Raw genomic sequence first — 22885 nt, 5'->3', positions numbered from 1 at the left:
GCCGGCGTCAGAGCCAGCCCTTGTCCCTCGCGATGCGGACGGCCTCGGCGCGGTTGCGGGCGCCCGTCTTCTGGATGGCCGTCGAGAGGTAGTTGCGGACGGTCCCGTTGGACAGGTGCAGCGTCCTGGCCAGCTCGGCGTTGGTCGAGCCGTCGGCGGAAGTGCGCAGCACCACCCGCTCGCGGTCGGTCAGCGGGTTCGCGCCCTCGGCGAGGGCCGCCGCCGCGAGCGTCGGGTCGATGACGCGCTCGCCGCGCAGCACCCGGCGCAGGGCGTCCGCGAGCTGGGACGCGGGGGCGTCCTTGACGAGGAAGGCCTCCGCGCCGGACTCCATCGCGCGGCGCAGGTAGCCGGGGCGTCCGAAGGTCGTGAGGATGACGACCTTGAGGGAGGGCAGCTCGCGGCGCACGAGGGCGGCCGCGTCGAGCCCGGTCATGCCCGGCATCTCGATGTCGAGCAGCACCACGTCCAGGTCGTGGGCGCGCGCGGCGTCGAGCACCTCGTCCCCCCGGGCGACCTGGGCGACGACCTCGATGTCGCCCTCCAGCCCGAGCAGCGCCGCCAGCGCTTCCCGGACCATGGACTGGTCCTCCGCGAGAAGGACTCTGATGACGCGTCGGCCCGCGGTGTCCGCCGGGTGGTGCTGGTCTGTCACAGCGACAGCGTAGGCCGCTCCTGGGCGAGGCTGCGTGCCAGCGGGACGAAAGCGCGCAAGCGGAAGCCGGAGCGCGGGCCGGGGCCGGTCTCCAGGCGGCCGTCGGCGAGGGCGAGGCGTTCGGAGAGGCCCGTGAGGCCGTTGCCGTGGGTGCCCTGGGGGCCGCGGCCATCGTCACTGACGGTCAGGCAGAGCTCGTCGCCCTCCTCGGTGAGCGCGATCTCGCAGCGGCGTGCGCCGCTGTGCCGCACCGCGTTGGTCACGGCTTCCCGGAGCGCCCAGGCCAGCGCGCCCTCCTCGTCGGGCGCGAGGTCGGGGTGGGTGGCGGCGGCGCGGGAGAGGTCGGCGACGATGCCGGCCGCGGCGAGGGCGGTGCGGGCGCCGGCCAGCTCGGCCTCCAGGGTGGGGCGGCGAAAGCCGCTCACCGCCTCCCGGACGTCCACCAGGGCCTGGCGGCTGACCCGTTCGATGTCGGCGACCTGCTGGGCGGCCTGTTCGGGCTTGCCGGGGAGCATCCGCCCGGCCAGCTCGCTCTTGAGCGTGATGAGCGACAGGGAGTGCCCGAGGAGGTCGTGGAGGTCGCGGGCAAGGCGCAGCCGCTCCTCGTTGGCGGCGAGGTGGGCGACCGTGGCGCGGGCCTCGCGCAGCGCACGGGTCGTCAGGGCCATCTGCCGCACCCCGTTCATCGCGAAGCCGCCGAGCAGCGCCGGGATGACGAGGGCGGCGAGGTATTCGGGGGCGCCCGGTGTCATCGCGCCGAGCCCCGCCAGTACCCCCGTGACCAGCGGAATCACGACGCGGGACAGCTTCGCCGGCAGGACCGCGCCGGCAGAGACGCAGACGTAGACGAAGAGGACGAGCCAGGCGCCCCCGAGTGTGAGGGTGAGCGCGGTCGCGAGCACGATCAGCAGGGCGAGCGCGGCGAGCACGCGGGCGCGCTCCAGGGGGCGGGACGTGTGCCGGAAGACCAGGCCGAGGTAGCCGACGACGAAGGCGGCGAGGCCGGCGCCGCCGAGGACGTCGCCGGCCAGGGTGTGATGGTCGCCGAGGACGTCCTCGACCGGCGCCGCCATGTAGGCGAACCAGATGGAGATCCAGATGAGCTTGACGACCATCTGGCGCCGGTTGTCGGGCTCCGTGCCGATGCCGATGGTGTACGACGGGTCGTCGTGGACTTCCATGGCGGCCCGCCACGGGTTCCAGCGCCGCTTTCCTCCGGCCATGTCCTTCGCCCTGTCCTGTCTTCCGGTTCCGTCCCGTGCGGTGCCGTGCGGCCTCCGGCCGTCCGGCCCGTCGGGCCGTCAGCCCTTGCGGGTGTCCTTGCGGTACAGCCAGGCTGCCATGCCGGCGAACAGCGCGAGGTAGACGACGAGGAGCGCCACCTGCTTCAGCTCGGGGGCGTGGGCCTGCTCGATGGAGCGGCCGAGCCCGGCGTAGGCGTAGGTGGGGGTCCACTCCGCGACCTTCTGGAGCCAGTGCGGGAACGTCGTGGTGGGCATCCACAGGCCGCCGAGCATCGACAGGCCGAAGTAGATGATCATCGTGATGGGGCGGACGGCGTCGCCCGTGGCGAGGTAGCCGACGGCCACGCCGAGCGCGGCGAAGACGATGCTGCCCGCCCAGATGGCGCCGACCAGCGCGAGCCACTGCCAGGCGGCGTCCATCCGGACGTCCTTGACGGCGGCGGCGATCACGAAGACCACGAGGATCGAGGGGAGCGAGACCACGGCGGCGGAGGCGACCTTGGCGGTCACGTAGCCGCGGCCGGGCAGGGCGGTCAGGCGCAGCTGGCGCACCCAGCCCTTCTCGCGCTCCTTGGCGATCTTCTCGCTGTTACCGACGAGGACGGCGGTGATGGCGCCGAAGGAGGCCATGGAGACCATCATCAGCAGCGGCAGGGTCAGCCCGGTGTCACCGACGATCTCGGTGTTGCTCGCGCCGCCCGCGATCATCAGGTACAGGCCGGCGGGGTAGAGCACCGAGAAGAACATGAACTTCTTGTTGCGCAGGGTGCGCGCGATTTCGAGCTTGATCAGGGTGTTCATCGGGCCGCCTCCTCGGCGGTGGCAGCGTCGGTGATGGCGATGAAGGCCTGCTCCAGGCCGAGGCCCGCGACCTCCAGGTTGCGCGGGTAGAGACCGAGGCCGTAGAGGGCGTGGACGGTCGCGTCGGCGTCGTGCGACTGGATGCGCACGGTGCGGCCCGATATCTCCAGGGAGGACAGGAACGGCAGCTCGCGCAGGGCAGCCTCGCCGATGTGCCCGTCCAGGTCGAAGACGATGCGGCGGGCACCGGCCTTCGCCTTGATCTCGGCGGCCGAGCCGTCCGCGAGGACGCGCCCGCGGTGCAGCACGATGACCCGGTCGGCGATGGCGTCGGCCTCTTCGAGGTAGTGCGTGGCGAAGAGGATCGCGCGGCCGTTCTGCGCCTGCTCGCGCATCACGCCCCAGAAGGCCTGCCGGGCCGAGACGTCCATGCCGGTCGTGGGCTCGTCCAGCACGATGAGCTCGTTGGCGCCGGCCGTCGCGAGGGCGAACCGCACGCGCTGCTCCTGGCCGCCGGAGAGCTTGCCGACCTTACGGTCGGCTATCTCGGTCAGATCGGCGGCGGCGAGCACCTGGTCGACGGGGAAGCGGCGCGGGTGCAGATCGCAGCCGAGCTTCACTATCTCGCGGACGGAGACATCCTCCATGAGGCCGCCGGACTGCAGCATCGCGCCGACCTTGCCCTGGGCGAGGGCCTGCTGCGGGCTGGTGCCGAACAGCTCGACCCGGCCCGCGTCGGGGTTGCGCAGGCCCAGCAGCAGGTCGAGGGTGGACGACTTGCCCGCGCCGTTGGGGCCGAGGAGGGCGACGGTCTCGCCCGGGTACAGCTGAAGGTCGAGATCCGCCACGGCGCGCACCGCACCGAAGCTCTTGCTCACGTTCTCGAAGCTGACCACGGGAGCGCCGGTGCGGCGCCCTTCCCCCGTGTACGTTCCTGTGGTGGTCATGCTGACCATGTTCCCTGGTCAGCGGGGTCGGCGGCAGTGTCAGGCGTACGGTCCTGACGATGACAGATGTCATGCCCGGCATGACGTGAGTAAGCGGCGGAGAGCCCCCGTGCCGGTGGGGCACGGGGGCTCTGCACTGCTCTCGTCACCGCTCGGACGACCGGCCTTGGGCGATCAGCTCAGCGGGATGCTCTGGATGCGCTCGGCGGGCGTCTTGGCCACGAGCGCCTTGCGCAGGGCGCCGACGACGTCCTGCGGGGTGACCTCGGTCTTGGTGCCGTTGCCGCGCTGGATGAGGACGCCCTTGAAGGCCGTGCCGTACAGCTCCTTGATCGCTTCGAGGTCGTAGTTCTCGACGAGCTTGCCGCCGACCTCCTTGACGCCGAGGATCTTCGGCAGCGAGCGCTCCGGACCGAACTGGATCTTGTGGAGCGGGTCGGTCTGCACGGTGACGATGCCGGACATCGCGGGCTGCGCGAACTCCTTCATCATCCGGTCGACCTCGGCGTTGGTCACCTTCGGCTGCTGGCTCGCGCTCGGCAGCTCGACCGGGGTCTCCTGGCCGGTGGCGGCGCGGTCCTTGTACGCCTTGGCGACGGCATCGACGCCCTTGTCACCGTCGATGCCCTGGTACGGCTTGCCGTAGACGGGTACGGCCTTGCCCGGCTCGAACTTGATCGTGCCTTCCTTGGCCCCGCCCGACTCGCCCGCCAGCGTCTTGAGCGCGTTCGCGATCTTCTCCTCGTCGGCGACGATCACGGGCTCGGCCGTGCGGGTGCCGCCGATGAGCGAGGGGATGACGGTCAGCGGGTTGTAGTCGCGGCCGGCCGCCTCGCGCACCGTGGCCTGGGTGTCGATGGACAGGCCCGCCACGGACGGCTTGAGCTCGGCCTCCTTGCCGCCGATGGAGACCTTGAGCGGCTTGGTCGCCCGGTCGCCGAGCGCGGAGTCGAGCTTCTGGACGGCCTGCTCCTTGGAGGAGCCGCCGATGTTGACGCCGAGGACGGTGGTGCCGTTGGGCACGTCCGCGTGGTCGAGCGCCAGCCCGGCCACGTACGCGACGCCGACGAGGCCCACGACCGCGCCGCCCAGCAGCACGACCTTGGAACGGCCCTTCTTCTTGGGCTGTGCCTTCGCGGGCGCGCTCTTCGGCGCGGCCTTCGCGGCGCCGGCAGGCGCACCCTTGGCCGGAGGCGGGGGCACCGCTCCGGGCCCGGGCACCTTGGGCTTGGGCACGGCGATGCGCGGCGCGCCGCTGTCCACGGGCTTCCCGGCCTGGGGGGCGCCCGGGCCGGGCGGCGGCACGACGGGCACGCCGCCGCTGACGAACGTCTCGCCGGCGGCGGGGGCCTTGGCCGCGCCCTTCTTGCCGCCCTTGGCACCCTTGGCTCCCTTGCCGCCCTTGGGCTGCTGGGGGGCCTTGCCGGGCGCCGCCGCAGGAGCGGCGGCCGCGGCGGACTGCGCGCCGGCGGGCGGCCCGGGCACGCGGGGCACGCCCTCGTGCGGGGTGTCCGTACGGCCGAACCCGCCGCCGGCGGGGGCGAACGGATCCGCGGCGCCGCCCATGGCGGGCGCGGGGAACTGCTGCGTGCTCTCCGGCTCGGTCCACTGCGCGCCACCGCCCGCGGGCGCACCGGGCGCCGGGGGCTGCATGATGCCCATGGACCCGGTGCTCATCGGGTCGTCGGGCCAGGGCGCGCCGCCGCCCGGGGTGGGCGGCTGCGGCATCGAACCGGTCGTCGAGGGGTCGCCCGGCCACGGCGTCAAGGCCGTGGTGGAGGGGCTGCCGGGCCAGTCGTCCACGGGCGCGCCCGGGGCGGGGGCGACCGGAGCCGGGGAGGCGGGAGCGGCGGAGGCCGACGGGCCGCCCGGCCAGTCGTCCTGCGCGCCGCGCCGCTGCGCCGCGCCGCCGGCGGGGGCGCCGCTGCCTGGCGCGCCACCGGGCACACCGGCGCCCGGGATGTCGTTCATACCCGCGTTCATACCCGCGTCCCACGGGGTGGCACCCGTGGTCGAGGAACCGCCGGGCCAGTCGTCCCCGGTGCCGCGCCGCTGCGCCGCGCCGCCCGCCTGGGGGCCGCCCGCCTGCGGGGCGGCGGCGCCGTGCGCGGTGTCGCGCTGCCAGCCGTTGCCCGGGTTGGGCGTGCGGGGCTGCTGCGGCACGGAGCCGGAGCCGGTGGTCTGTGCGTCACCCGGCCACGGCGTGCCGCCCATGGTCTGACCCGCGGAGGGGGCCGGGGGGGTGTCGCGCGGGCCGGAGTGCTGCGGGGCGCCCGCACCGGCAGCGCCGCCGGCGCCCGCCGAGCGGCGCGGCAGTTCGGTCTTGCGCCCGCCGGCCGGAGGAGGCGTGGCACCGCCGGACTTGCGGGGCGCGAACCAGTCGCTGGCCTTCTCGCCCTTGCCGCCGCTCTGCTCCGCGGAGCCGGGCTGGCCCTGCTGCTTGCGGCCGGGAGGCGTCGTCGCGGCGGGGCGGCGCGGCAGTTGGGCCTTGCGCTCGCCGGACGGCGCGCCACCGCCCGCGGCCGGAGGCTGCTTGGCGGGCGCGGAGGCGGCGCCGGACGCGGACGCGGACCCGGTGCCGGGCGCGCTCGCGGGGGCGGCCTCGCCGTCGACGGGCGTACGCATGATGACCGGCGGGATGGGGCGCGAGCCCGGGATGTTGATGCGGATCCGCGTCGTCAGCGTGGTCTCGGTCTTGGGCTCTTCGGGCCTGGAGGCTGCGGCCGCACGGGCCTGGTCCTCACTGCCGTACGGAGGGTTCCCGGACGGGTAGGCGGCGCCACCGCGGCCCTGGGGCCCGGAGGACGAACTGTCAGATTCACGGCTCAAAGCAGGTTCTCCCGGTTAGCTCCGCCGCCCGTCATGACCTCGCTCGGGCGGCTCGGCGGCGCGCACCACCATACTGGGCACCGCGCACACGCACTTGACGACCGCCGGTTCACGCCGGCGGGCGGGAGCGCGCTGCGTGCCCGCACGCCGTCGGCCCGTCACGGGACAAGTCCGGCAGAAGCCGGTTGACCTGCACACGGGCCGGACGACACTCAGGCGGAAATCGTCACGTCACTTGCCAAGTCGGACCGAAGGTCCGTCCGGTTGCGGCAGTTTCGGGACAGTGGCGCACATCACAGCGAGGGCCATCCCGCCCAGCAGGAAGACCCACGAGCTGATTCCGGCGCCGAAGAAGAAGTCGCCCTCGGGGCGGCTGGAGGTCATCAGCATGACCGCGACGAGCCAGCCTCCGGCGGCCACGGCACCGCCGGTGCGGGTGCCCGTGGCGGTCACGGCGCCGTAGCTGAGACCCGCGACGGCGAGCAGGGCGAGCGACAGGCCGCCGGGGAACCAGCCGCCCTGGGTGAGCGCCCCGGCGAAGCCGGTGGCGGCGCCGAGGAGGAACAGGCCGAGATACGCGGCGATGCGCGCGGCGGTCACGGGGGTGGTCATGCCGCTCATGCCTCCACCCCGGCGAACAGGTCGTCCTCGCGGGGCCCTGCGGCCTGACCGCGGACCAGCTTGTAGTACTCGTCGGCGAGGATCGGCTGCCCCAGGTCATTGGAGAGCGCGAAGAACGGGCCGTCCACGGCGATCTGCGTGGCGTGGGCACGCATCGCCGCGGCCTTGGCCTGTGCGTGACCGGCGGTCGGGATGGCGGCGGTGACCTCGTCGTCGGGGACGACGCCCGGGACGTCGGCCGCGGAGGCGATGCCCGGGAAGGGGATCTCACGGCCCGCGGCGCGCAGCCGCGCGAAGCCCTCCTCGACGACGGACAGGGGCACGCAGTTCCAGTAGACCTTCGCGATCTCGTGGGGGTCGCCGAGGTCGCGGCGGAAGGCCGGCTCGCCGGCGAGCTCGGCGGCGCGCATGGCGACGCGGTGCGCCTGGATGTGGTCGGGGTGGCCGTAGCCGCCGTCCGGGTCGTAGGTGACGAGCACCTGCGGGCGCACCTCGCGAATCACCTCAACGAGGGACGCGGCGGCCTCGTCGACGTCGGCGCGCCAGAAGCAGTCGGGGCGGTCGTTCTGCGGGGCGCCCATCATCCCCGAGTCGCGGTAGCGGCCGGCGCCGCCCAGGAGGCGGTGGTCGGTGACGCCGAGCTCCTTCATGGCGGCGGCGAGCTCCCCGGCGCGGAAGGGGCCCAGGCGGTCGTCCCGGTCGGCTGCGAGATGCGCCAGCTCGCCCGGGATCACCTCGCCCTCTTCGCCGAGTGTGCAGGTCACGAGGGTGACGTGGGCCCCTTCGGCCGCGTACTTGGCCATGGTCGCGCCGTTGTTGATGGATTCGTCGTCCGGGTGCGCGTGCACCAGGAGGAGCCGGCGGCCCGGCAGGAAGGAGCTGTCGGTCATGGGACCAGCCTACGAGTCCTGCGGGCCCGGCGGAGCCCCGCCCGCGGACCCGGGGCGCACACCCTCAGAACTTGATGTTGCTGATCACATCGGTGGCGCTCTTGGTCACCTGGTGGATCGTCGGCCCGAGTGACGAGCTCGCGAGATAGAAGCCCAGCAGGACGCAGACCGCGGCGTGGCCGGCCTTCAGCCCGGACTTCCGGCACAGCATGAAGACGACGATCGCCAGCAGCACCACCGCCGAAATCGAGAGTGCCACGGCGGTTCACCTCCAGATACGCGCGGTTGAGACGCATGAGACGGATGAGACGGATGACGGTTGACGGATGACACGCGGGACTTATCGGCTATGCGTCCGTGATCATAACTTTCCGGAGCGTGACCCAGCACTGGGTGCATGGGGGCAATTCCGGGGCGCACGGCGGATTCACGCCGCTCCGCCGTAGGCTCGCGCCATGACCAGACAAGTCTCGTTCCCGCGACAGTACGCCCGTACGCAACGGTTCTCGCTCGGCGCGCCGCGTGCGTTCACGGTGTCACCTGACGGAACCCGTGTCGTCTTCCTCCGCTCCCGTTCCGGGACCGATCGCACGGGTGTCCTGTGGGTCCTCGACCCCGCCGACGGACGGGAGTTCCCGGCGGCCGACCCGGCCGTGCTGCTCTCCGGCGCCGCCGAGGAGCTGTCGGCCGAGGAGCGGGCGCGCCGCGAGCGGCTGCGCGAGGGTTCCGCGGGCGTCGTCGCGTACGCCGTGGACAGCGCGGCGGAGTTGGCGGCGTTCGCGCTCTCCGGGCGGCTCTTCGTGGCGGAGCTGCGCGGCGGCACCGCCCGTGAACTGGCAGTTCCCGGCCCCGTGGTCGACCCGCGCCCCTCCCCCGACGGCCGCCGGGTGGCCTATGTCGCGGGTGGCGCGCTGCGGGTGGCCGACGTGGAGCCGGTGGCCGGCGCGGCGGCGGGGGAGACCGCCGACCGGGCCCTGGCCGAGCCCGGCAGCGAGTCCGTGACCTGGGGTCTCGCGGAGTTCATCGCGGCGGAGGAGATGCACCGCCACCGCGGGTTCTGGTGGGCGCCGGACGGCGAGTCGCTGCTGGCCGCGCGGGTGGACGAGGCGCCGGTGCGGCGCTGGTGGATCGCCGACCCCGCCAACCCGGACCGGCAGCCGGCCGAGGTGGCCTACCCGGCGGCGGGCACCCCGAACGCCGAGGTGACACTGGCCCTGCTGGGCCTGGACGGCAGCCGTACGGACGTCCGGTGGGACCGCGAGCGCTACCCCTATCTCGCGCAGGCGCACTGGTCGGCGGGCGGTCCGCCGCTGCTGCTGGTGCAGTCGCGCGACCAGCGTGACCAGGCGTATCTGTCCGTGGACCCGGAGACGGGTGCCACGAGCGTGCTCCATGAAGAGCACGACGCAAAGTGGCTTGAATTGTTCCCCGGCGTTCCCGCCTGGACCCCGGACGGGCGCCTGGTGCGCATCGCCGACGAGGACGGCGCCCGGGTGCTGGTGGTGGGCGACCGGAAGCTGACCGACGGCCGGCTGCACGTGCGCGCCGTGCTCGACGTGGGCGACGGCGACGTGCTGGTCTCCGCCTCCGCCGGGCCGGACGCGCCCGCTCCGGAGACGGGAGAAGCGCACGTCTACCGCGTGGGCGAGCAGGGCGCCGAGCGCGTCTCGCAGGGGCGCGGCTGGCACTCGGCCGTGCGCTCGGGGGCGGTCTCCGTCGTGGTGTCGGCGGTACCGGAGCGCGCCGGGTCCACCGCCCGGGTCCTGCGCGACGGCGCGGAGGCGGCGGTCGTGGCCTCGTATTCCGAAGCGCCGGTGCTCACCTCGCGCGCACGGCTCACCGAGGCGGGCGCGCGCCGGATCCCGTGCGCCGTCGTCCTGCCGACGCACTACCAGGAGGGTGACGGTCCGCTTCCGGTGCTCATGGACCCCTACGGCGGTCCGCACGGCCCGCGCGTGGTGGCCGGGCACAACGCCCACCTGACCTCGCAGTGGTTCGCCGACCAGGGCTTCGCCGTGGTCGTCGCCGACGGCCGGGGCACCCCGCACCGCTCCCCCGCCTGGGAGAAGGCGGTCCACCACGACTTCGCGGGCGTCACCCTGGACGACCAGGTCGAGGCCCTGCAGGCGCTGGCCGGGGAGTTCCCGCTGGACCTGGGCCGGGTCGGCATCCGCGGCTGGTCCTACGGCGGCTACCTCGCGGCACTGGCCGTGCTGCGCCGCCCGGACGTCTTCCACGCGGGCGTCGCGGGCGCCCCGGTGACCGACTGGCGGCTGTACGACACGCACTACACCGAGCGCTACCTCGGCCACCCGGACGAGCACCCGAAGGTGTACGACCACAACTCGCTGGTCACCGCCGAGGGGCTGGCGGAGGCGGCGGACCAGGTCCGGCCGCTGATGATCGTGCACGGCCTGGCCGACGACAACGTGGTCGCGGCGCACACCCTGCGCCTGTCGTCGGCGCTCCTCGCGGCGGGCCGCCCGCACGAGGTGCTGCCGCTGTCGGGCGTGACGCACATGACCCCGCAGGAGCAGGTCGCCGAGAACCTCCTGCTGCTCCAGGTCGACTTCCTGAAGCGGTCCCTCGGCATGAACTGACCCCCTCATGAAGTGACCTCCGCACGGCGTGCTCGGCTCCCTGTCAAGCACGCCGCGTCGTCAATCCGTTCATCGTTCGCTCAAGAAGTGCGATCCGCCCGGCCGCTGTTGTGCAGCCCTCTTGACCCGACCCTGAATCCGTTGTCAAAGTCCGCTCAACCCTCCGCGCGGGAACGGCATCCGCGAGGGATCGACACGACGACAGTGCGGGGGATCGAACGCGATGACGAGTCCTTCCCCGGCCCCGGTGGCGCCACCGGGGCCGGCCGGCAGATCGCCCGGACAGCTGATGTGGCGGCGCTTCAAACGCGACCGTCCGGGTGTCTTATCGGCTTACGTGGTGACGTTCTTCTTCCTCGTCGCCCTGGCGGCGCCGCTCATCTCGAAGCTCTACGGGAAGAACCCGACGCAGACGTACGGGCTCGACGAGCCGGGGCTGCTCAACGAGTACGGCTATCCGGTCAAGCCCAACGGGGGGATGTCCGGGAGCTTCTGGTTCGGTCTCGAACCCACCCTCGGCCGGGACGTCCTGATGCAGCTCGTCTACGGAATCCGCACCTCGCTGCTCATCGCCGCGGCGGCCACCGTGCTGTGCGTCCTGACGGGTGTGCTCATCGGGGTGACGGCCGGCTATCTGGGCGGCCGGACCGATTATCTGCTCGGCCGCTTCATCGATCTACTGCTGGCCTTCCCCAGCCAGCTGTCGTTCATCGCCTTCACTCCGGTCGTCTACTCCCTCTTCGTGAGCCCGGAGAAGGAAACCCCCACCTATCTACGGGTCGTGACGCTGATTCTGGTGCTGTGGGTGCTGGGCTGGATGGGGCTGGCCCGGCTGCTGCGCGGACAGGTGCTGAGCCTGCGGGAGCGGGAGTTCGTCGAGGCGGCGAAGGTCACGGGCGCATCCCCCTGGCGGATCATCAGCAAGGAGCTGCTGCCCAACCTCTGGACGCCGATCCTGGTGCAGTCCACGCTGATGCTCCCGAGCTTCGTGACCATCGAGGCCGGGCTGTCCTTCATCGGCGTCGGCATCGTGGAGCCCACGCCCGACTGGGGGCGGATGTTCGCCAACGGCGCCCACTACTACGAGAGTGACATCACCTACATCTTCTTCCCCGGCTTCGCCATGATCGTTTTCGTGGTCGCCTTCAACCTGCTCGGGGACTCGGTCCGGGACGCCTTCGACCCGCGGACCGGACGCTGAGGACGTGCACGCAAGAACCCGCTAGCAACGGACAGGCAGGTGCATCGACCCATGCAGCCCACGACGCGATCCCGCAGGAGCAGAGGCCGCCTCGCCTCCTCCGCCACCGCCCTCGCGGCCGGCGCCCTGGTGCTCTCCGCGTGCAGCAGCGGAGGCGGCGGGGGCGGAAGCGGGGACAAGAGCGAAGGCCCCGGCACGGACAAGAACACCTCGTCCAACTACTCGATCGGCACCAAGGAGGACTCTGCCGGTCCGGCCCCCGAGGTGCCGGGCGCGAAGAAGGGCGGCACGGTCGGCGTCCTGCAGCGCGACGCCTTCCTGCACCTGGACCCCGGGCAGATCTACTACAGCGACATGCTCGCCAACCAGCTGCTCTACAACCGCACGCTCACCTCGTACAAGGTGGACGACAAGGGCCGCGTCAAGGTCGTCGGCGACCTCGCGACCGACGCGGGCACCGCCTCCGACGGCGGGAAGACCTGGAAGTTCACCCTCAAGGACGGGCTGAAGTTCGAGGACGGCTCGCCGATCACGGCCAAGGACGTGCGCTGGGGCGTCGAGCGGCTCTACGCGTCCTTCGAGACCGACGGCCCGCTGTACGTCCCCCAGTGGCTCTCCGGCGACGGCACCGACTTCCGCAAGGCGCTGCCCGACGGCCCGTACAAGGGCGCCCACCTGCCGGCGTCCGTGCTGGACACCCCGGACGACAAGACGATCGTCTTCCACTTCCGTCAGCCGCACGCCGACGCCCCCTTCGCGACCGCCATGCCCAACATCGGCCCCGTCAAGGCCGAGAAGGACACCCAGCGCAAGTACGACAACGCCCCCTTCTCCTCCGGCCCCTACAAGGTCGCCGACTACAAGGTGGGCAAGTCGCTCACTCTCGTCCGCAACGAGAACTGGGACGCCAAGACCGACCCCGTCCGGCACCAGTACGCCGACCGGTTCGAGATCAGCTTCGGCCACCAGTACGCGGACTCCACCCGGCGCTTCCTCGCCGACCAGGGCGCCGACAAGAACACCCTGTCGTTCACCAACGCCGTCGCCCCGGAGATGACCGAGAAGGTCCTCGGCCAGGCCGACACCAAGGCGCGCCGCTTCGTGGAGATCCAGCCGTACGTGGACTACATCAGCTTCAACATGGACCGGATCAAGGATGCGAGTGTCCGCAAGGCCCTCGCCTACGCGATGCCCAACGGGCAGATCCTCCAGCAGATGGGCGGCGCCACCGCCGGGGTGCTCGCCACCAACTACCTCTCCCCCGCGATGGACGGCTACAAGGCGACCGACCCGTTCGGGAAGAAGGCCAAGCCGGCCGGCGACCCCGACAAGGCCCGCGAGCTCCTCAAGCAGGCCGGCAAGGAGGGGCAGGAGATCGTCTACGCCTACCCCAACACCGACCTCCAGCAGAAGGTCTCCGTGGTCGTCACCCAGGCCCTGGAGCGGGCCGGCTTCAAGGTGCAGAAGAAAGAGATCGACTCCAACACCTGGCGGACCGCGATCGCCGAGGTCAAGAACAAGTTCGACATCTACCGCACCTCGTGGGGCGCGGACTGGCCCGTCTCCTCGACCGTCGTGCCGCCGCTGTTCGACGGCCGGCAGATCGCCGACGGCGCCCAGAACTACGGCCACCTCAACAACTCCGCCGTCAACACCGAGATCGACCGCATCAGCGCGATCCCGGACGTGAAGAAGGCCGCCCCCGAGTGGCAGCGGCTCGCCGACAAGATCTTCACCGAGGACGTGCCGGGCGTGCCCACCTTCTACAACACCCAGTTCTCCCTGTGGGGCTCGAACCTGGGCGGCATCCGCTACCAGCCGGTCTACGGGACGGTCGACCCGACCGGCGTCTACGTGAAGTAGCCGGCCGTGCTGCGCTTCCTCGCCCGCCGCTCGCTCGGCGCCCTCGTCATCATCGTGCTCATCAGCGCGATCACCTTCGCCCTCTTCTTCGCGCTGCCCGCCCAGCCGGCCCTGATGTCCTGCGGCAAGAACTGCACCCCGGAGGCCGTCGCCCTGATCAACAAGAACCTGGGCCTCGACCAGCCGGTCCCCGTGCAGTACTGGCACTACATGGCGGGCATCTTCACCGGCCGCGACTTCACCGTCGGCCACTGCCCGGCGCCCTGCTTCGGCTACTCCTTCTCCAACCAGCAGCCGGTCTGGGGCACCATCGTGGACCGCTTCCCCACCACCCTGTCCATCACGCTCGGCGGCGCCGCCGTCTTCCTCGTCGTCGGCGTGGGCATCGGCATGATCGCCGCGGCCTTCCGGGGCACCTGGATCGACAAGTTCTTCAGCTCCCTCTCGCTCGTCGGCAACTCCCTGCAGATCTACTTCGTCGGCGTCATCGCGCTGGCCGTGTTCGTCAGCGGGCTGCACTGGATGGACAACCCGGCCTACTACCCGATCACCGAGAACCCCGTGAAGTGGTTCACCGGAATGCTCATCCCCTGGCTGGTGCTGTCCATCATCTTCATCGCCAACTACAGCCGGATGACGCGCTCCCAGATGATCGAGCAGCTCGGCGAGGACCACGTGCGCACCGCCCGCGCCAAGGGGCTCGGGCGGCGCACGGTCTTCTTCCGCTACGCGTGGCGGGGCGCGCTCGCGCCCATCGTCACCATCTTCGGCATCGACCTCGGCTCGCTGTTCGGCGGGGCGATCATCACCGAGTTCACCTTCAGCCTGCACGGGCTGGGGCGGCTCGCGGTGTCCTCGGTGAGCGAGACCGACCTGCCCACGCTGATGGCCGTGATGCTCGTCGGCTGCACGGCCATCGTCGTCGCCAACATCGTGGTGGACGCGGCGTACGCCGTCATCGACCCGCGCGTACGGCTCGCCTAGGGGGATTCGTGTGACCGCATTTCTCTCCGTACGGGACCTGAGCGTCCGCTTCTCCACCGAGGACGGCACCGTACGCGCCGTCGACGGCCTGTCGTTCACCCTGGAGCGCGGCCGCACGCTCGGCATCGTCGGCGAGTCCGGCTCCGGGAAGTCCGTCACCAACCTCGCCGTGCTCGGGCTGCACGACCCGCGCACCACCGAGATCCACGGCGAGATCATGCTGGACGGGCAGGAGCTGACCGGCGCGCCCGAGTCCGTCCTGGAGAAGCTGCGCGGGAACAAGGCGGCGATGGTCTTCCAGGACTCCCTCACCGCCCTCTCCCCCTACTACACGGTCGGCCGGCAGATCGCCGAGCCGTACCGCAAGCACACCGGCGCGTCCCGCCGGGAGGCCCGGCTGCGGGCCGTCGAGATGCTGCGGCGGGTCGGCATCCCCCAGCCGGAGCTGCGCGTGGACGACTACCCGCACCAGTTCTCCGGCGGCATGCGGCAGCGGGCGATGATCGCGATGGCGCTGGTCTGCGACCCCGAACTCCTCATCGCCGACGAGCCGACCACCGCGCTCGACGTCACCGTCCAGGCGCAGATCATCGACCTGCTCCAGGAGCTCCAGCAGGAGACCGGCGCGGCGATCATCCTCATCACCCACGACCTGGGCGTCGTCGCCGGCACCGTCGACGACCTGCTCGTGATGTACGCGGGCAGGGCCGTCGAACAGGGCCCCGTACGGGAGGTCCTGCGGGCGCCCCGGCACCCGTACACGTGGGGGCTCCTGGGCTCCATGCCCCGGCTCTCCGGCTCCGTCGACGAGCCGCTCACCCCCATCCCGGGCACCCCGCCGAGCCTGCTCGCCCCGCCGCCGGGCTGCCCCTTCCACCCGCGGTGCGGGTACGTCGGCGCCGTTGACGGAGGGGCAGGGGACCGGTGCCGCACGGAGCGGCCCGGGCTGCCGCCGGGGCGGGGGGCCGCCTGCCACCTCCCCGAGGAGCTGCAGCGCAGCGTGTTCGCGGAGCAGATCCGGCCCCGGCTGGGCTGAGCGCCGGGCGGGCCCGCCCGGCACGGGGCCCGGGTGCCCCGGGTGCCCCGGGTGCCCCGGGACGACGGAGCCACAGAGGAGAGAGCATCAGCATGAGCGACAAGGTTTCCCCGCCCGGCCCGCGCGAGGCCGTGGCGACCGGCGAGCCGCTGCTCGTCGCCGAGAGCCTCACCAAGCACTTCCCGGTGCGCGGCGGCTTCCCCGTCCGGCGGACGGTCGGCGCCGTGCAGGCCGTCGACGGCATCGACCTGACCGTACGGGCCGGGGAGAGCTTCGGCCTCGTCGGCGAGTCCGGCTGCGGCAAGTCCACGACGGGCCGGCTGCTCACCCGGCTCCTGGAGCCGTCCGCCGGGCGGATCCTCTACCGGGGCCGGGACATCACCCACGCGAGCCGCAAGCAGTTCGCCCCCGTCCGCTCCGAGATCCAGATGATCTTCCAGGACCCGTACGCGTCGTTGAACCCCCGGCAGACCGTCGGGCGGATCGTCTCCGGGCCCATGGAGATCAACGGCATCGAACCGCCGGGCGGGCGCGAGGCGCGCGTGCAGGAACTCCTGGAGACCGTGGGCCTGAACCCCGAGCACTACAACCGCTTCCCGCACGAGTTCTCGGGCGGGCAGCGGCAGCGGATCGGGGTCGCGCGGGCCCTCGCCCTCGAACCGAAGGTCGTCGTCGCCGACGAGCCGGTCTCGGCGCTGGACGTCTCCATCCAGGCGCAGGTCGTCAACCTGCTGCAGCGACTGCAGCGGGAGCTGGGGATCGCCTTCCTCTTCATCGCCCACGACCTGGCGGTCGTCCGGCACGTCTCGCACCGGGTCGCGGTCATGTACCTCGGCAGGATCGTGGAGGTCGGCACGCGGGACGACATCTACGGGCGGCCGCGGCATCCGTACACGCACGCGTTGCTGTCGGCGGTGCCGGTGCTCGGGGACGGGGCGTCCCCTCGCGAAAGGATCCGGCTCACCGGCGACGTCCCCTCGCCGATCGCGCCGCCGTCGGGCTGCCGCTTCCGCACGCGGTGCTGGAAGGCGCGGGACCGCTGCGCGGTGGAGGCACCGCCGCTCGCGCGAGCGGACGGCTCGGCCGAAGGCCATCTGTCGGCATGCCACTTCCCGGAACCACCGGCGACGGCGGACTCCGGCGGCGCCGTACGCCCCGGGGGCCGGTCCGGCACCGCCGGACAGCCCGGCAGGGGTTGATCACCGCCGCGGCGGAGAGTCGTCGCGAGGCGACGGGGAAGCGAGGGCACTGGACCCCGGGGCGCCGAGGTAGCTGGGAGCGCCCAGGATCCCCCTGCCGCAGGCAAGACAATCCCGCCGCGACGGAAGTCGCGAGGCGACGGGGAAGTGAGGGCGCCGGATCCCGGGGCGACGGGGTAGCTGGGAGCACCCAGGATCCCCCTGCCGCAGGCAAGACAATCCCGCCGCGACGGCGATCAGCCACAACGGCGAAGCCCGGCGGTGCCCGACCTGTCTCAGGTCGGGCACCGCCGGACACCCCGGCAGGGGCTAAGCACCGCCGCGGCGGAGGGGTGTCGCGCGGCCAGGGGCGTCGTGAGCACCCGGCCTTCCTGCCGCAGGCAAGGCACCCCCGGCCCTGCCGGAACGGCCGTTACTCAGGTGACGGCCGTTCCTCCGCGTAGTGGCACGCCGACGCGTGCGCCTCCGGGCCGCCGCCCTCCAGGAACCAGTCCGGGATTTCCAGGGGCGGGACGACCCGCGCGCACTTCTCCCGCGCCTTCCAGCACCGCGTGCGGAACCGGCACCCGGACGGCGGGTGTGCCGGCGAGGGCACGTCCCCCGTCAGGATGATCCGGTCGCGATCGGCCCGCGCCCGCGGGTCCGGGACCGGCACGGCGGAGAGCAGGGCCTGCGTGTACGGGTGCGTGGCGTGTTCGTAGATCTGGGCGTCCGTGCCCGCTTCGGCGAACCGCCCGAGGTACATGACCGCGACCCGGTCGGAGATGTGCCGGACGACCGACAGGTCGTGGGCGATGAAGACGTACGCGAGGTCGAACTCGTCCTGGAGCCGCTCCATGAGGTTGACGACCTGGGCCTGGACGGAGACGTCCAGCGCGGACACCGGCTCGTCGGCGACGATGATCTCGGGCCGCAGGGCGAGGCCCCGCGCGATGCCGATCCGCTGCCGCTGCCCGCCGGAGAACTGGTGCGGGTAGCGGTTGACGTGTTCGGGGTTGAGGCCGACGACGTCGAGGAGCTCGCGGACCTTGGCGCGCCGGTCGCCTTTGGGCGCGACCTCGGGATGGATGTCGTACGGCTCGCCGATGATGTCGCCGACGGTCATCCGCGGGTTGAGCGAGGTGTAGGGGTCCTGGAAGACCATCTGGATGTTGCGCCGGACGGCCTTGAGCGCCCGTCCGGACAGTCTCGTGATGTCCTCGCCCTTGTACAGGATCCGGCCGGACGTCGGCCGCTCCAGATGGACCAGCAGCTTCGCCACCGTGGACTTGCCGCACCCGGACTCGCCCACGATGCCGAGCGTCTCGCCGCGCCGCAGGTCGAAGGAGACGCCGTCGACGGCGTGCACGGCCCCGACCTGCTTCTTGAAGAGGATTCCCCGGGTGAGGGGGTAGTGCTTGACCAGGTCCCGCACCTCCAGAATGGCCTCGCCGTTACCCGGCATCGTCGAGGGTCTCCTTCCAGAAGTGGCAGGCGCTGGCGCGGCCGGGCGCGACGTCGAAGAGCGGCGGCCGGTCGGTGCGGCAGACGGCCCGGGCGCGGGGGCAGCGCGGGTTGAAGGGGCAGCCGGCGGGGATGTCGGTGAGGCTGGGCGGCAGACCCTTGATGGCGTGGAGTTCCTTGCCCTTGTGGTCGAGGCGGGGGATGGAGCCGAGCAGGCCGGCGGTGTACGGGTGGGCGGGCGCGGCGTAGAGCTCGTGGACGGGGGCGGTCTCGACGATCCGCCCGGCGTACATGACGGCGATCCGGTCGGCGACGTCCGCGACGACGCCCAGGTCGTGGGTGATGAGGATCAGGCCCATGCGGTACTCGCGCCGGAGTTCGGCGAGGAGGTCCATGACCTGGGCCTGGACGGTGACGTCGAGGGCGGTCGTGGGTTCGTCGGCGATGACGAGGTCCGGTTCGAGCGCCAGCGCCATGGCGATCATGATGCGCTGGCGCATGCCGCCGGAGAACTGGTGGGGGTAGTCGCCGGCGCGTTCCTTCGCGGCGGGGATGCGGACGCGTTCCATCATCTGGACGGCCTTGGCCCGGGAGTCCTGGCGGGTCATGCCGTCGTGGACGGAGAACATCTCGCCGAGCTGGGCGCCGACGCTCATCACGGGGTTGAGGGCGGACAGCGCGTCCTGGAAGATCATGGAGATTTTGGCGCCGCGGAGCCGGCGGCGCCGCTCGCCGCCCATGGTGAGCAGGTCCTCGCCGCGGAAGAGCACTTCGCCGCCGGTGACGTAGCCGGGCGGGGAGTCGAGGATGCCCATGACGGCCTGGGCGGTGACGGACTTGCCCGAGCCGGACTCGCCGAGCACGGCGAGCGTCTCCCCGGCGCGGACGCTGTAGCTGACGCCGTTGACGGCTTTGGCGACGCCGTCCCGGGTGCGGAACTCCACGTGCAGGTCGCGTACGTCCAGCAGCGGGGCAACGGCTTCCGGCTGTGTCATCCGCCCGCTCCTCAGCGCAGTTTGGGGTCGAGGGCGTCGCGGACCGCGTCGCCGAGCATGATGAACGCCAGCACCGTGATGCTCAGGGCGCCCGCGGGCCACAGCAGCATGTGGGGGGCGTTGCGGATCTGGGTGGAGGCGTTGGAGATGTCGATGCCCCAGGACACGGTGGGCGGTTTGAGGCCGACGCCCAGGAAGGACAGCGTGGCTTCCAGGGCGATGTACGTGCCGAGGGCGATGGTCGCGACGACGATGACGGGGGCGACGGCATTGGGTGCGATGTGCCGCAGCAGCAGCCGGGTGTTGCCCGCGCCGAGGGCCCGCGCGGCCTGTACGTAGTCGTGCTGCCGGGCGGTGACGACGGAGCCGCGGGCGATGCGGGAGATCTGCGGCCAGCCGAGCAGCACGATGAAGCCGACGACGGGCCACAGGGAGCCGCCGGTGACGACGGAGAGGAAGACGAGGCCGCCCAGGATGATGGGGATGCCGAAGAAGATGTCGGCGGTCCGTGAGAGCAGGGCGTCCCCCCAGCTGCCGAAGAAGCCGGCGAGCCCGCCGAGCACGCTGCCGAGGAGGGCGGCGCCGGTGGTGGCGCAGATGCCGACGGTGATGGAGGCGCGGGCGCCGTAGACGGTGCGGGTGTAGACGTCGCAGCCCTGGGTGTCGAAGCCGAAGGGGTGGCCGGGCTGGGAGCCTTCCTGGGCCTTGGCCAGGTCGCACTGCAGGGGGTTGCCGCTCGCGATGAGGCCGGGCCACAGGGCGATCAGGACCAGGAAGACGATGATCAGCGCGGAGACCAGGAAGACGGGGTTGCGGCGCAGGTCGTGCCAGGCGTCGGACCACAGGCTGCGGGCCTTGCCGCTCGCGGTGCCGCCGGGGATCGGGCCGCCTTCGAGGGTCTCCGCGTCGCTGGTGGCCAGGGACGACGCGCCACCGCCGGCGGGGGTGACGGCCTCGTCCGGGGCGAGGCTCCCGGGTTCCCTCGGCTCGGGCTCAGGCATAGCGGATCCTCGGGTCGAGCACGGCGTAGAGGAGGTCGACGAGCAGGTTCGCCATCAGGAAGACGATGACGAGGATGGTCACGAAGCCGACGACCGTGGGCGAGTTCTGCCGCAGGATGCCCTGGTAGAGCTGGAAGCCGACGCCGTGGATGTTGAAGATCCGCTCGGTGACGATGGCTCCGCCCATGAGCGCGCCGATGTCCGTGCCGATGAAGGTGACGACGGGGATGAGGGAGTTGCGCAGCAGGTGCCGGGTGACGACGCGGCGGCGCGGCAGGCCCTTGGCGACGGCCGTGCGGACGTAGTCGGCGCGGGAGTTCTCGGCGATGGAGGTGCGCGAGAGGCGGGTGACGTAGGCGAGGGAGGTGAGGGCGAGGACCATGCCGGGCAGCAGCAGTTCGTCGAAGGGGGCCTCGGGGGACACGGACGGCGAGACGATCCCCCATTTGACGCCGAAGAGGTACTGCAGCACGTAGCCGCTGACGAAGGTCGGGATGGAGACGACGATCAGGGTCAGCAGGAGCACGGTGGTGTCGGCCGAGCGGCCGCGGCGCAGCCCGCTGAGGACGCCGAGGGTGATGCCGAAGACGATCTCGAAGAGGATCGCGACGAGCGTGAGGCGCAGGGTGACTGGGAAGGCGTCGGCCATCAGCTCGGTGACCTTCTGGCCGTTGAAGGCCGTGCCGAAGTTGCCCGAGAGGATCTGCCCCATGTAGTGCCCGTACTGCTTCCACAGGGGCTCGTCGAGGTAGAGCTCCTGGCGGATGCGGGCGGCGGTCGCGGGGTCGGGCGCCTTGTCGCCGAAGAGGGCGGCCACGGGATCGCCCAGGGCGTAGACCATGAAGAAGATCAGGAACGTGCTGCCGATGAACACCGGGACCATCTGGAGCAGGCGCCGGATCACATACCGTCCCATGGACGCGTCAGCCGACCTTGATCTGCTCGTAGACGGGCACGCTGAAGGGGTTGAGCGTGACGTCGGAGACCCGCTCGGAGTAGCCGGCGCTGCCGTTCTGGTACCAGAGCGGGATGGCGGGCATCTCCCGGGCGAGGATCTTCTCCGCGTCGTGGAACTTCGCGTTGGCCGCGTCCTGGGATCCCTCGGCGTTGGCCTCGTCGACCAGCTTGTCGAACTGCGGGTCGCTGAACTTGCCGTAGTTGGAGGAGGCGTCCGTGTAGTAGAGCGGCTGGAGGAAGTTCTGGACCAGCGGGTAGTCCATCTGCCAGCCGGAGCGGAAGGGGTTGCTGAGGCGCTGCTCGGAGATCTGGTTCCGGAAGTCGGCGAAGGTGCCGACGGGGTTGACGATGCAGGCCTTGTCGTTGCCGAGGGCGCTGTTGATGCTGTTGCAGACGGCGTCCATCCACACCCGGTGGGAGCCGGTGTCCACGTTCGAGGTGAGGGTGATCCGGCCGCCGGGCAGGCCGCCGCCGTCCTGGATGAGCTTCTTGGCGGAGGCGGCGTCGAACGTGCAGGCGTCGCCGCAGAGGCCGGCCTTGTAGCCGCCCTGGTCGCCGAGGGCCGGTGAGGTCCAGTCCGTGGCCGGGGTGCGGGTCTTCTGGTAGATCTGGTCGGTGATCTGCTGGCGGTTGATGGCCATGGACAGGCCGCGGCGGACCTTCTCCGTGCCGCTCTTCGACCAGTTCGGGTCGTACATGGGGAAGACGAGGGTCTGGATGATGCCGGCCGGCTGGTTGATGTAGCGGTCGCCGAGGTCGGCCTTGGCGTTCTTGAGCTGGGCGCTGGGGATGTCGTCGACGAGGTCGAGGTTGCCGGCCTGCAGGTCGGTGTACGCGGTGTTGTTGTCGGTGTAGACCCGCAGCTCCACCCCGCTGTTCCTGGCCTTGTCGTCGCCGGGGTAGGCGTCCCAGCGGGTGAGCTTCATCGCCGAGCCCTTGGCGTAGGAGTCGATGACGTACGGACCGTTGCCCACCGGTTTCTGCAGCCAGGCCGCGTGGTCGTCGAAGAAGGCGCGCGGCAGCGGGGCGTAGGCGGCGTAGCCGAGGGTGTCGGGCCACGTGGAGAACTTGGTGCGCAGCTTGACCGTGAACGTCTTGTCGTCCTTGACGGCGAGCCCGGAGAGGGTCTTGGCGGTGGCGCGCCCGCTGGACGGGTGGACCTTGTCGTAGCCGTCGACGTATTCGAAGAAGGAGGCGTTCTTCTGCTTGTTGTCGACGAGGGCCGCGTAGTTCCAGGCGTCCACGAAGGACTTGGAGGTGATCTTCTCGCCGTTGGAGAAGGTCCAGCCGTCCTTGAGGGTGATGGTGAAGTTCTGCTGGTCGGCGGTCTCGATCTTCTCGGCCAGCATGTTCTCGGCGGCGCCGCTGCGGGGGTCGTAGCGCTTGAGCCCGCGGAAGATCATCGCGAGCACCTTGCCGCCCTGGACCTCGTTGGTGTTGGCGGGCTCCAGCTGGTTCTGCGGGTCGCCCCAGGAGGCGCGGACGACGCCGGAGCCCCCGCCGCCCCCGCCGCACCCGGCCGCGGTCGCGGCGAGCGCCGCCGACAGGGCGCAGACGGCCCACCTGGCGCGCGTGGCTCCACGCATGGAGTGCCTCCTCCGGGTTCCGGGCAATACTTA

Annotated in this window: 19 protein-coding genes; 6 read left to right on the top strand and 13 right to left on the bottom strand. The window is 71.7% G+C overall.

Annotation, left to right across the window (positions count from 1 at the left end; translation table 11 throughout):
* Positions 1-7: 7 nt before the first annotated feature.
* The 8 genes from IF61_RS0111135 to IF61_RS0111095 form a co-directional block, all read right to left on the bottom strand.
* A complete protein-coding gene (locus IF61_RS0111135; RefSeq protein ID WP_281178033.1) occupies positions 8-655 on the bottom strand; it encodes a response regulator transcription factor in 648 nt (215 codons plus the stop codon).
* A complete protein-coding gene (locus IF61_RS0111130) occupies positions 652-1878 on the bottom strand; it encodes a sensor histidine kinase (RefSeq protein WP_397945244.1) in 1227 nt (408 codons plus the stop codon). Before IF61_RS0111130 ends, IF61_RS0111135 begins: the two co-directional genes overlap by 4 nt.
* Before the next feature lie 78 nt (positions 1879-1956).
* Entirely contained in the window at positions 1957-2700 is a 744-nt protein-coding gene (locus IF61_RS0111125; protein ID WP_030366145.1) for an ABC transporter permease, read from the bottom strand.
* A complete protein-coding gene (locus IF61_RS0111120) occupies positions 2697-3647 on the bottom strand; it encodes an ABC transporter ATP-binding protein (protein WP_030366144.1) in 951 nt (316 codons plus the stop codon). The genes IF61_RS0111125 and IF61_RS0111120 overlap by 4 nt, the downstream gene beginning before the upstream one ends.
* A gap of 174 nt (positions 3648-3821) precedes the next feature.
* Positions 3822-6476 (bottom strand): hypothetical protein, encoded by a 2655-nt coding sequence (locus IF61_RS35190; protein WP_169748813.1) that lies wholly within the window; start codon positions 6474-6476, stop codon positions 3822-3824.
* 231 nt (positions 6477-6707) lie between these two features.
* On the bottom strand, positions 6708-7088 hold the full coding sequence (locus tag IF61_RS0111105; RefSeq protein WP_397945243.1) for a DUF6113 family protein: 381 nt from the start codon (positions 7086-7088) through the stop codon (positions 6708-6710).
* 5 nt (positions 7089-7093) lie between these two features.
* Positions 7094-7987, bottom strand: a complete 894-nt coding sequence (mshB, locus tag IF61_RS0111100) for an N-acetyl-1-D-myo-inositol-2-amino-2-deoxy-alpha-D-glucopyranoside deacetylase (RefSeq protein ID WP_030366140.1) — start codon at positions 7985-7987, stop codon at positions 7094-7096.
* Between the two features lie 64 nt (positions 7988-8051).
* Complete coding sequence (locus IF61_RS0111095) at positions 8052-8246, bottom strand: hypothetical protein (protein WP_030366139.1); 195 nt, start codon at positions 8244-8246, stop codon at positions 8052-8054.
* 196 nt (positions 8247-8442) lie between these two features.
* On the opposite strand from IF61_RS0111095, the gene IF61_RS0111090 reads away from it, so the two are divergent.
* The 6 genes from IF61_RS0111090 to IF61_RS0111065 all read left to right on the top strand — a co-directional run bounded on the left by IF61_RS0111090 (position 8443) and on the right by IF61_RS0111065 (position 16870).
* On the top strand, positions 8443-10587 hold the full coding sequence (locus IF61_RS0111090) for a S9 family peptidase (RefSeq protein WP_030366138.1): 2145 nt from the start codon (positions 8443-8445) through the stop codon (positions 10585-10587).
* Positions 10588-10810: 223 nt separating this feature from the next.
* Complete coding sequence (locus IF61_RS0111085; protein ID WP_078660126.1) at positions 10811-11788, top strand: ABC transporter permease; 978 nt, start codon at positions 10811-10813, stop codon at positions 11786-11788.
* 51 nt (positions 11789-11839) lie between these two features.
* A complete protein-coding gene (locus IF61_RS0111080; RefSeq protein WP_052392620.1) occupies positions 11840-13651 on the top strand; it encodes an ABC transporter substrate-binding protein in 1812 nt (603 codons plus the stop codon).
* A 6-nt stretch (positions 13652-13657) separates the two neighbouring features.
* Entirely contained in the window at positions 13658-14635 is a 978-nt protein-coding gene (locus IF61_RS0111075; protein WP_030366135.1) for an ABC transporter permease, read from the top strand.
* A 10-nt stretch (positions 14636-14645) separates the two neighbouring features.
* On the top strand, positions 14646-15671 hold the full coding sequence (locus IF61_RS0111070) for an ABC transporter ATP-binding protein (RefSeq protein WP_245684480.1): 1026 nt from the start codon (positions 14646-14648) through the stop codon (positions 15669-15671).
* A gap of 92 nt (positions 15672-15763) precedes the next feature.
* Positions 15764-16870, top strand: coding sequence for an ABC transporter ATP-binding protein (locus IF61_RS0111065; protein ID WP_078660125.1), 1107 nt, complete (start codon positions 15764-15766; stop codon positions 16868-16870).
* A 412-nt stretch (positions 16871-17282) separates the two neighbouring features.
* Here IF61_RS0111065 and IF61_RS0111060 read toward each other — a convergent pair whose 3' ends face one another.
* The 5 genes from IF61_RS0111060 to IF61_RS0111040 are packed head-to-tail and all read right to left on the bottom strand — an operon-like array spanning position 17283 to position 22852.
* Complete coding sequence (locus tag IF61_RS0111060) at positions 17283-18314, bottom strand: ABC transporter ATP-binding protein (protein ID WP_030366132.1); 1032 nt, start codon at positions 18312-18314, stop codon at positions 17283-17285.
* A complete protein-coding gene (locus IF61_RS0111055; protein ID WP_030366131.1) occupies positions 18304-19308 on the bottom strand; it encodes an ABC transporter ATP-binding protein in 1005 nt (334 codons plus the stop codon). The genes IF61_RS0111060 and IF61_RS0111055 overlap by 11 nt, the downstream gene beginning before the upstream one ends.
* An 11-nt stretch (positions 19309-19319) precedes the next feature.
* Positions 19320-20309, bottom strand: a complete 990-nt coding sequence (locus IF61_RS0111050) for an ABC transporter permease (RefSeq protein ID WP_030366130.1) — start codon at positions 20307-20309, stop codon at positions 19320-19322.
* A complete protein-coding gene (locus IF61_RS0111045; RefSeq protein ID WP_030366129.1) occupies positions 20302-21225 on the bottom strand; it encodes an ABC transporter permease in 924 nt (307 codons plus the stop codon). Before IF61_RS0111045 ends, IF61_RS0111050 begins: the two co-directional genes overlap by 8 nt.
* Before the next feature lie 7 nt (positions 21226-21232).
* The gene (locus IF61_RS0111040; RefSeq protein WP_030366128.1) at positions 21233-22852 is read right to left on the bottom strand and encodes a peptide ABC transporter substrate-binding protein; all 1620 of its coding nucleotides are present in this window, start codon (positions 22850-22852) and stop codon (positions 21233-21235) included.
* Positions 22853-22885 lie beyond the last annotated feature (33 nt).

Source organism: Streptomyces roseoverticillatus (genome assembly GCF_000719265.1).
Classification (GTDB): Bacteria; Actinomycetota; Actinomycetes; order Streptomycetales; family Streptomycetaceae; genus Streptomyces; species Streptomyces roseoverticillatus.
This window is presented reverse-complemented; position numbering and strand designations above follow the sequence as displayed.

Excerpts from the sequence above, each read along its gene's own strand:
- IF61_RS0111130 (WP_397945244.1), bottom strand. The coding sequence starts at position 1,878 with ATGGCCGGAGGAAAGCGGCGCTGGAACCCGTGGCGGGCCGCCATGGAA.
- IF61_RS0111125 (WP_030366145.1), bottom strand. The coding sequence starts at position 2,700 with ATGAACACCCTGATCAAGCTCGAAATCGCGCGCACCCTGCGCAACAAG.
- IF61_RS0111120 (WP_030366144.1), bottom strand. The coding sequence starts at position 3,647 with ATGACCACCACAGGAACGTACACGGGGGAAGGGCGCCGCACCGGCGCT.
- IF61_RS0111105 (WP_397945243.1), bottom strand. The coding sequence starts at position 7,088 with ATGACCACCCCCGTGACCGCCGCGCGCATCGCCGCGTATCTCGGCCTG.
- mshB (WP_030366140.1), bottom strand. The coding sequence starts at position 7,987 with ATGACCGACAGCTCCTTCCTGCCGGGCCGCCGGCTCCTCCTGGTGCAC.
- IF61_RS0111090 (WP_030366138.1), top strand. The coding sequence starts at position 8,443 with ATGACCAGACAAGTCTCGTTCCCGCGACAGTACGCCCGTACGCAACGG.
- IF61_RS0111085 (WP_078660126.1), top strand. The coding sequence starts at position 10,811 with ATGACGAGTCCTTCCCCGGCCCCGGTGGCGCCACCGGGGCCGGCCGGC.
- IF61_RS0111080 (WP_052392620.1), top strand. The coding sequence starts at position 11,840 with ATGCAGCCCACGACGCGATCCCGCAGGAGCAGAGGCCGCCTCGCCTCC.
- IF61_RS0111065 (WP_078660125.1), top strand. The coding sequence starts at position 15,764 with ATGAGCGACAAGGTTTCCCCGCCCGGCCCGCGCGAGGCCGTGGCGACC.
- IF61_RS0111060 (WP_030366132.1), bottom strand. The coding sequence starts at position 18,314 with ATGCCGGGTAACGGCGAGGCCATTCTGGAGGTGCGGGACCTGGTCAAG.
- IF61_RS0111055 (WP_030366131.1), bottom strand. The coding sequence starts at position 19,308 with ATGACACAGCCGGAAGCCGTTGCCCCGCTGCTGGACGTACGCGACCTG.
- IF61_RS0111050 (WP_030366130.1), bottom strand. The coding sequence starts at position 20,309 with ATGCCTGAGCCCGAGCCGAGGGAACCCGGGAGCCTCGCCCCGGACGAG.
- IF61_RS0111045 (WP_030366129.1), bottom strand. The coding sequence starts at position 21,225 with ATGGGACGGTATGTGATCCGGCGCCTGCTCCAGATGGTCCCGGTGTTC.
- IF61_RS0111040 (WP_030366128.1), bottom strand. The coding sequence starts at position 22,852 with ATGCGTGGAGCCACGCGCGCCAGGTGGGCCGTCTGCGCCCTGTCGGCG.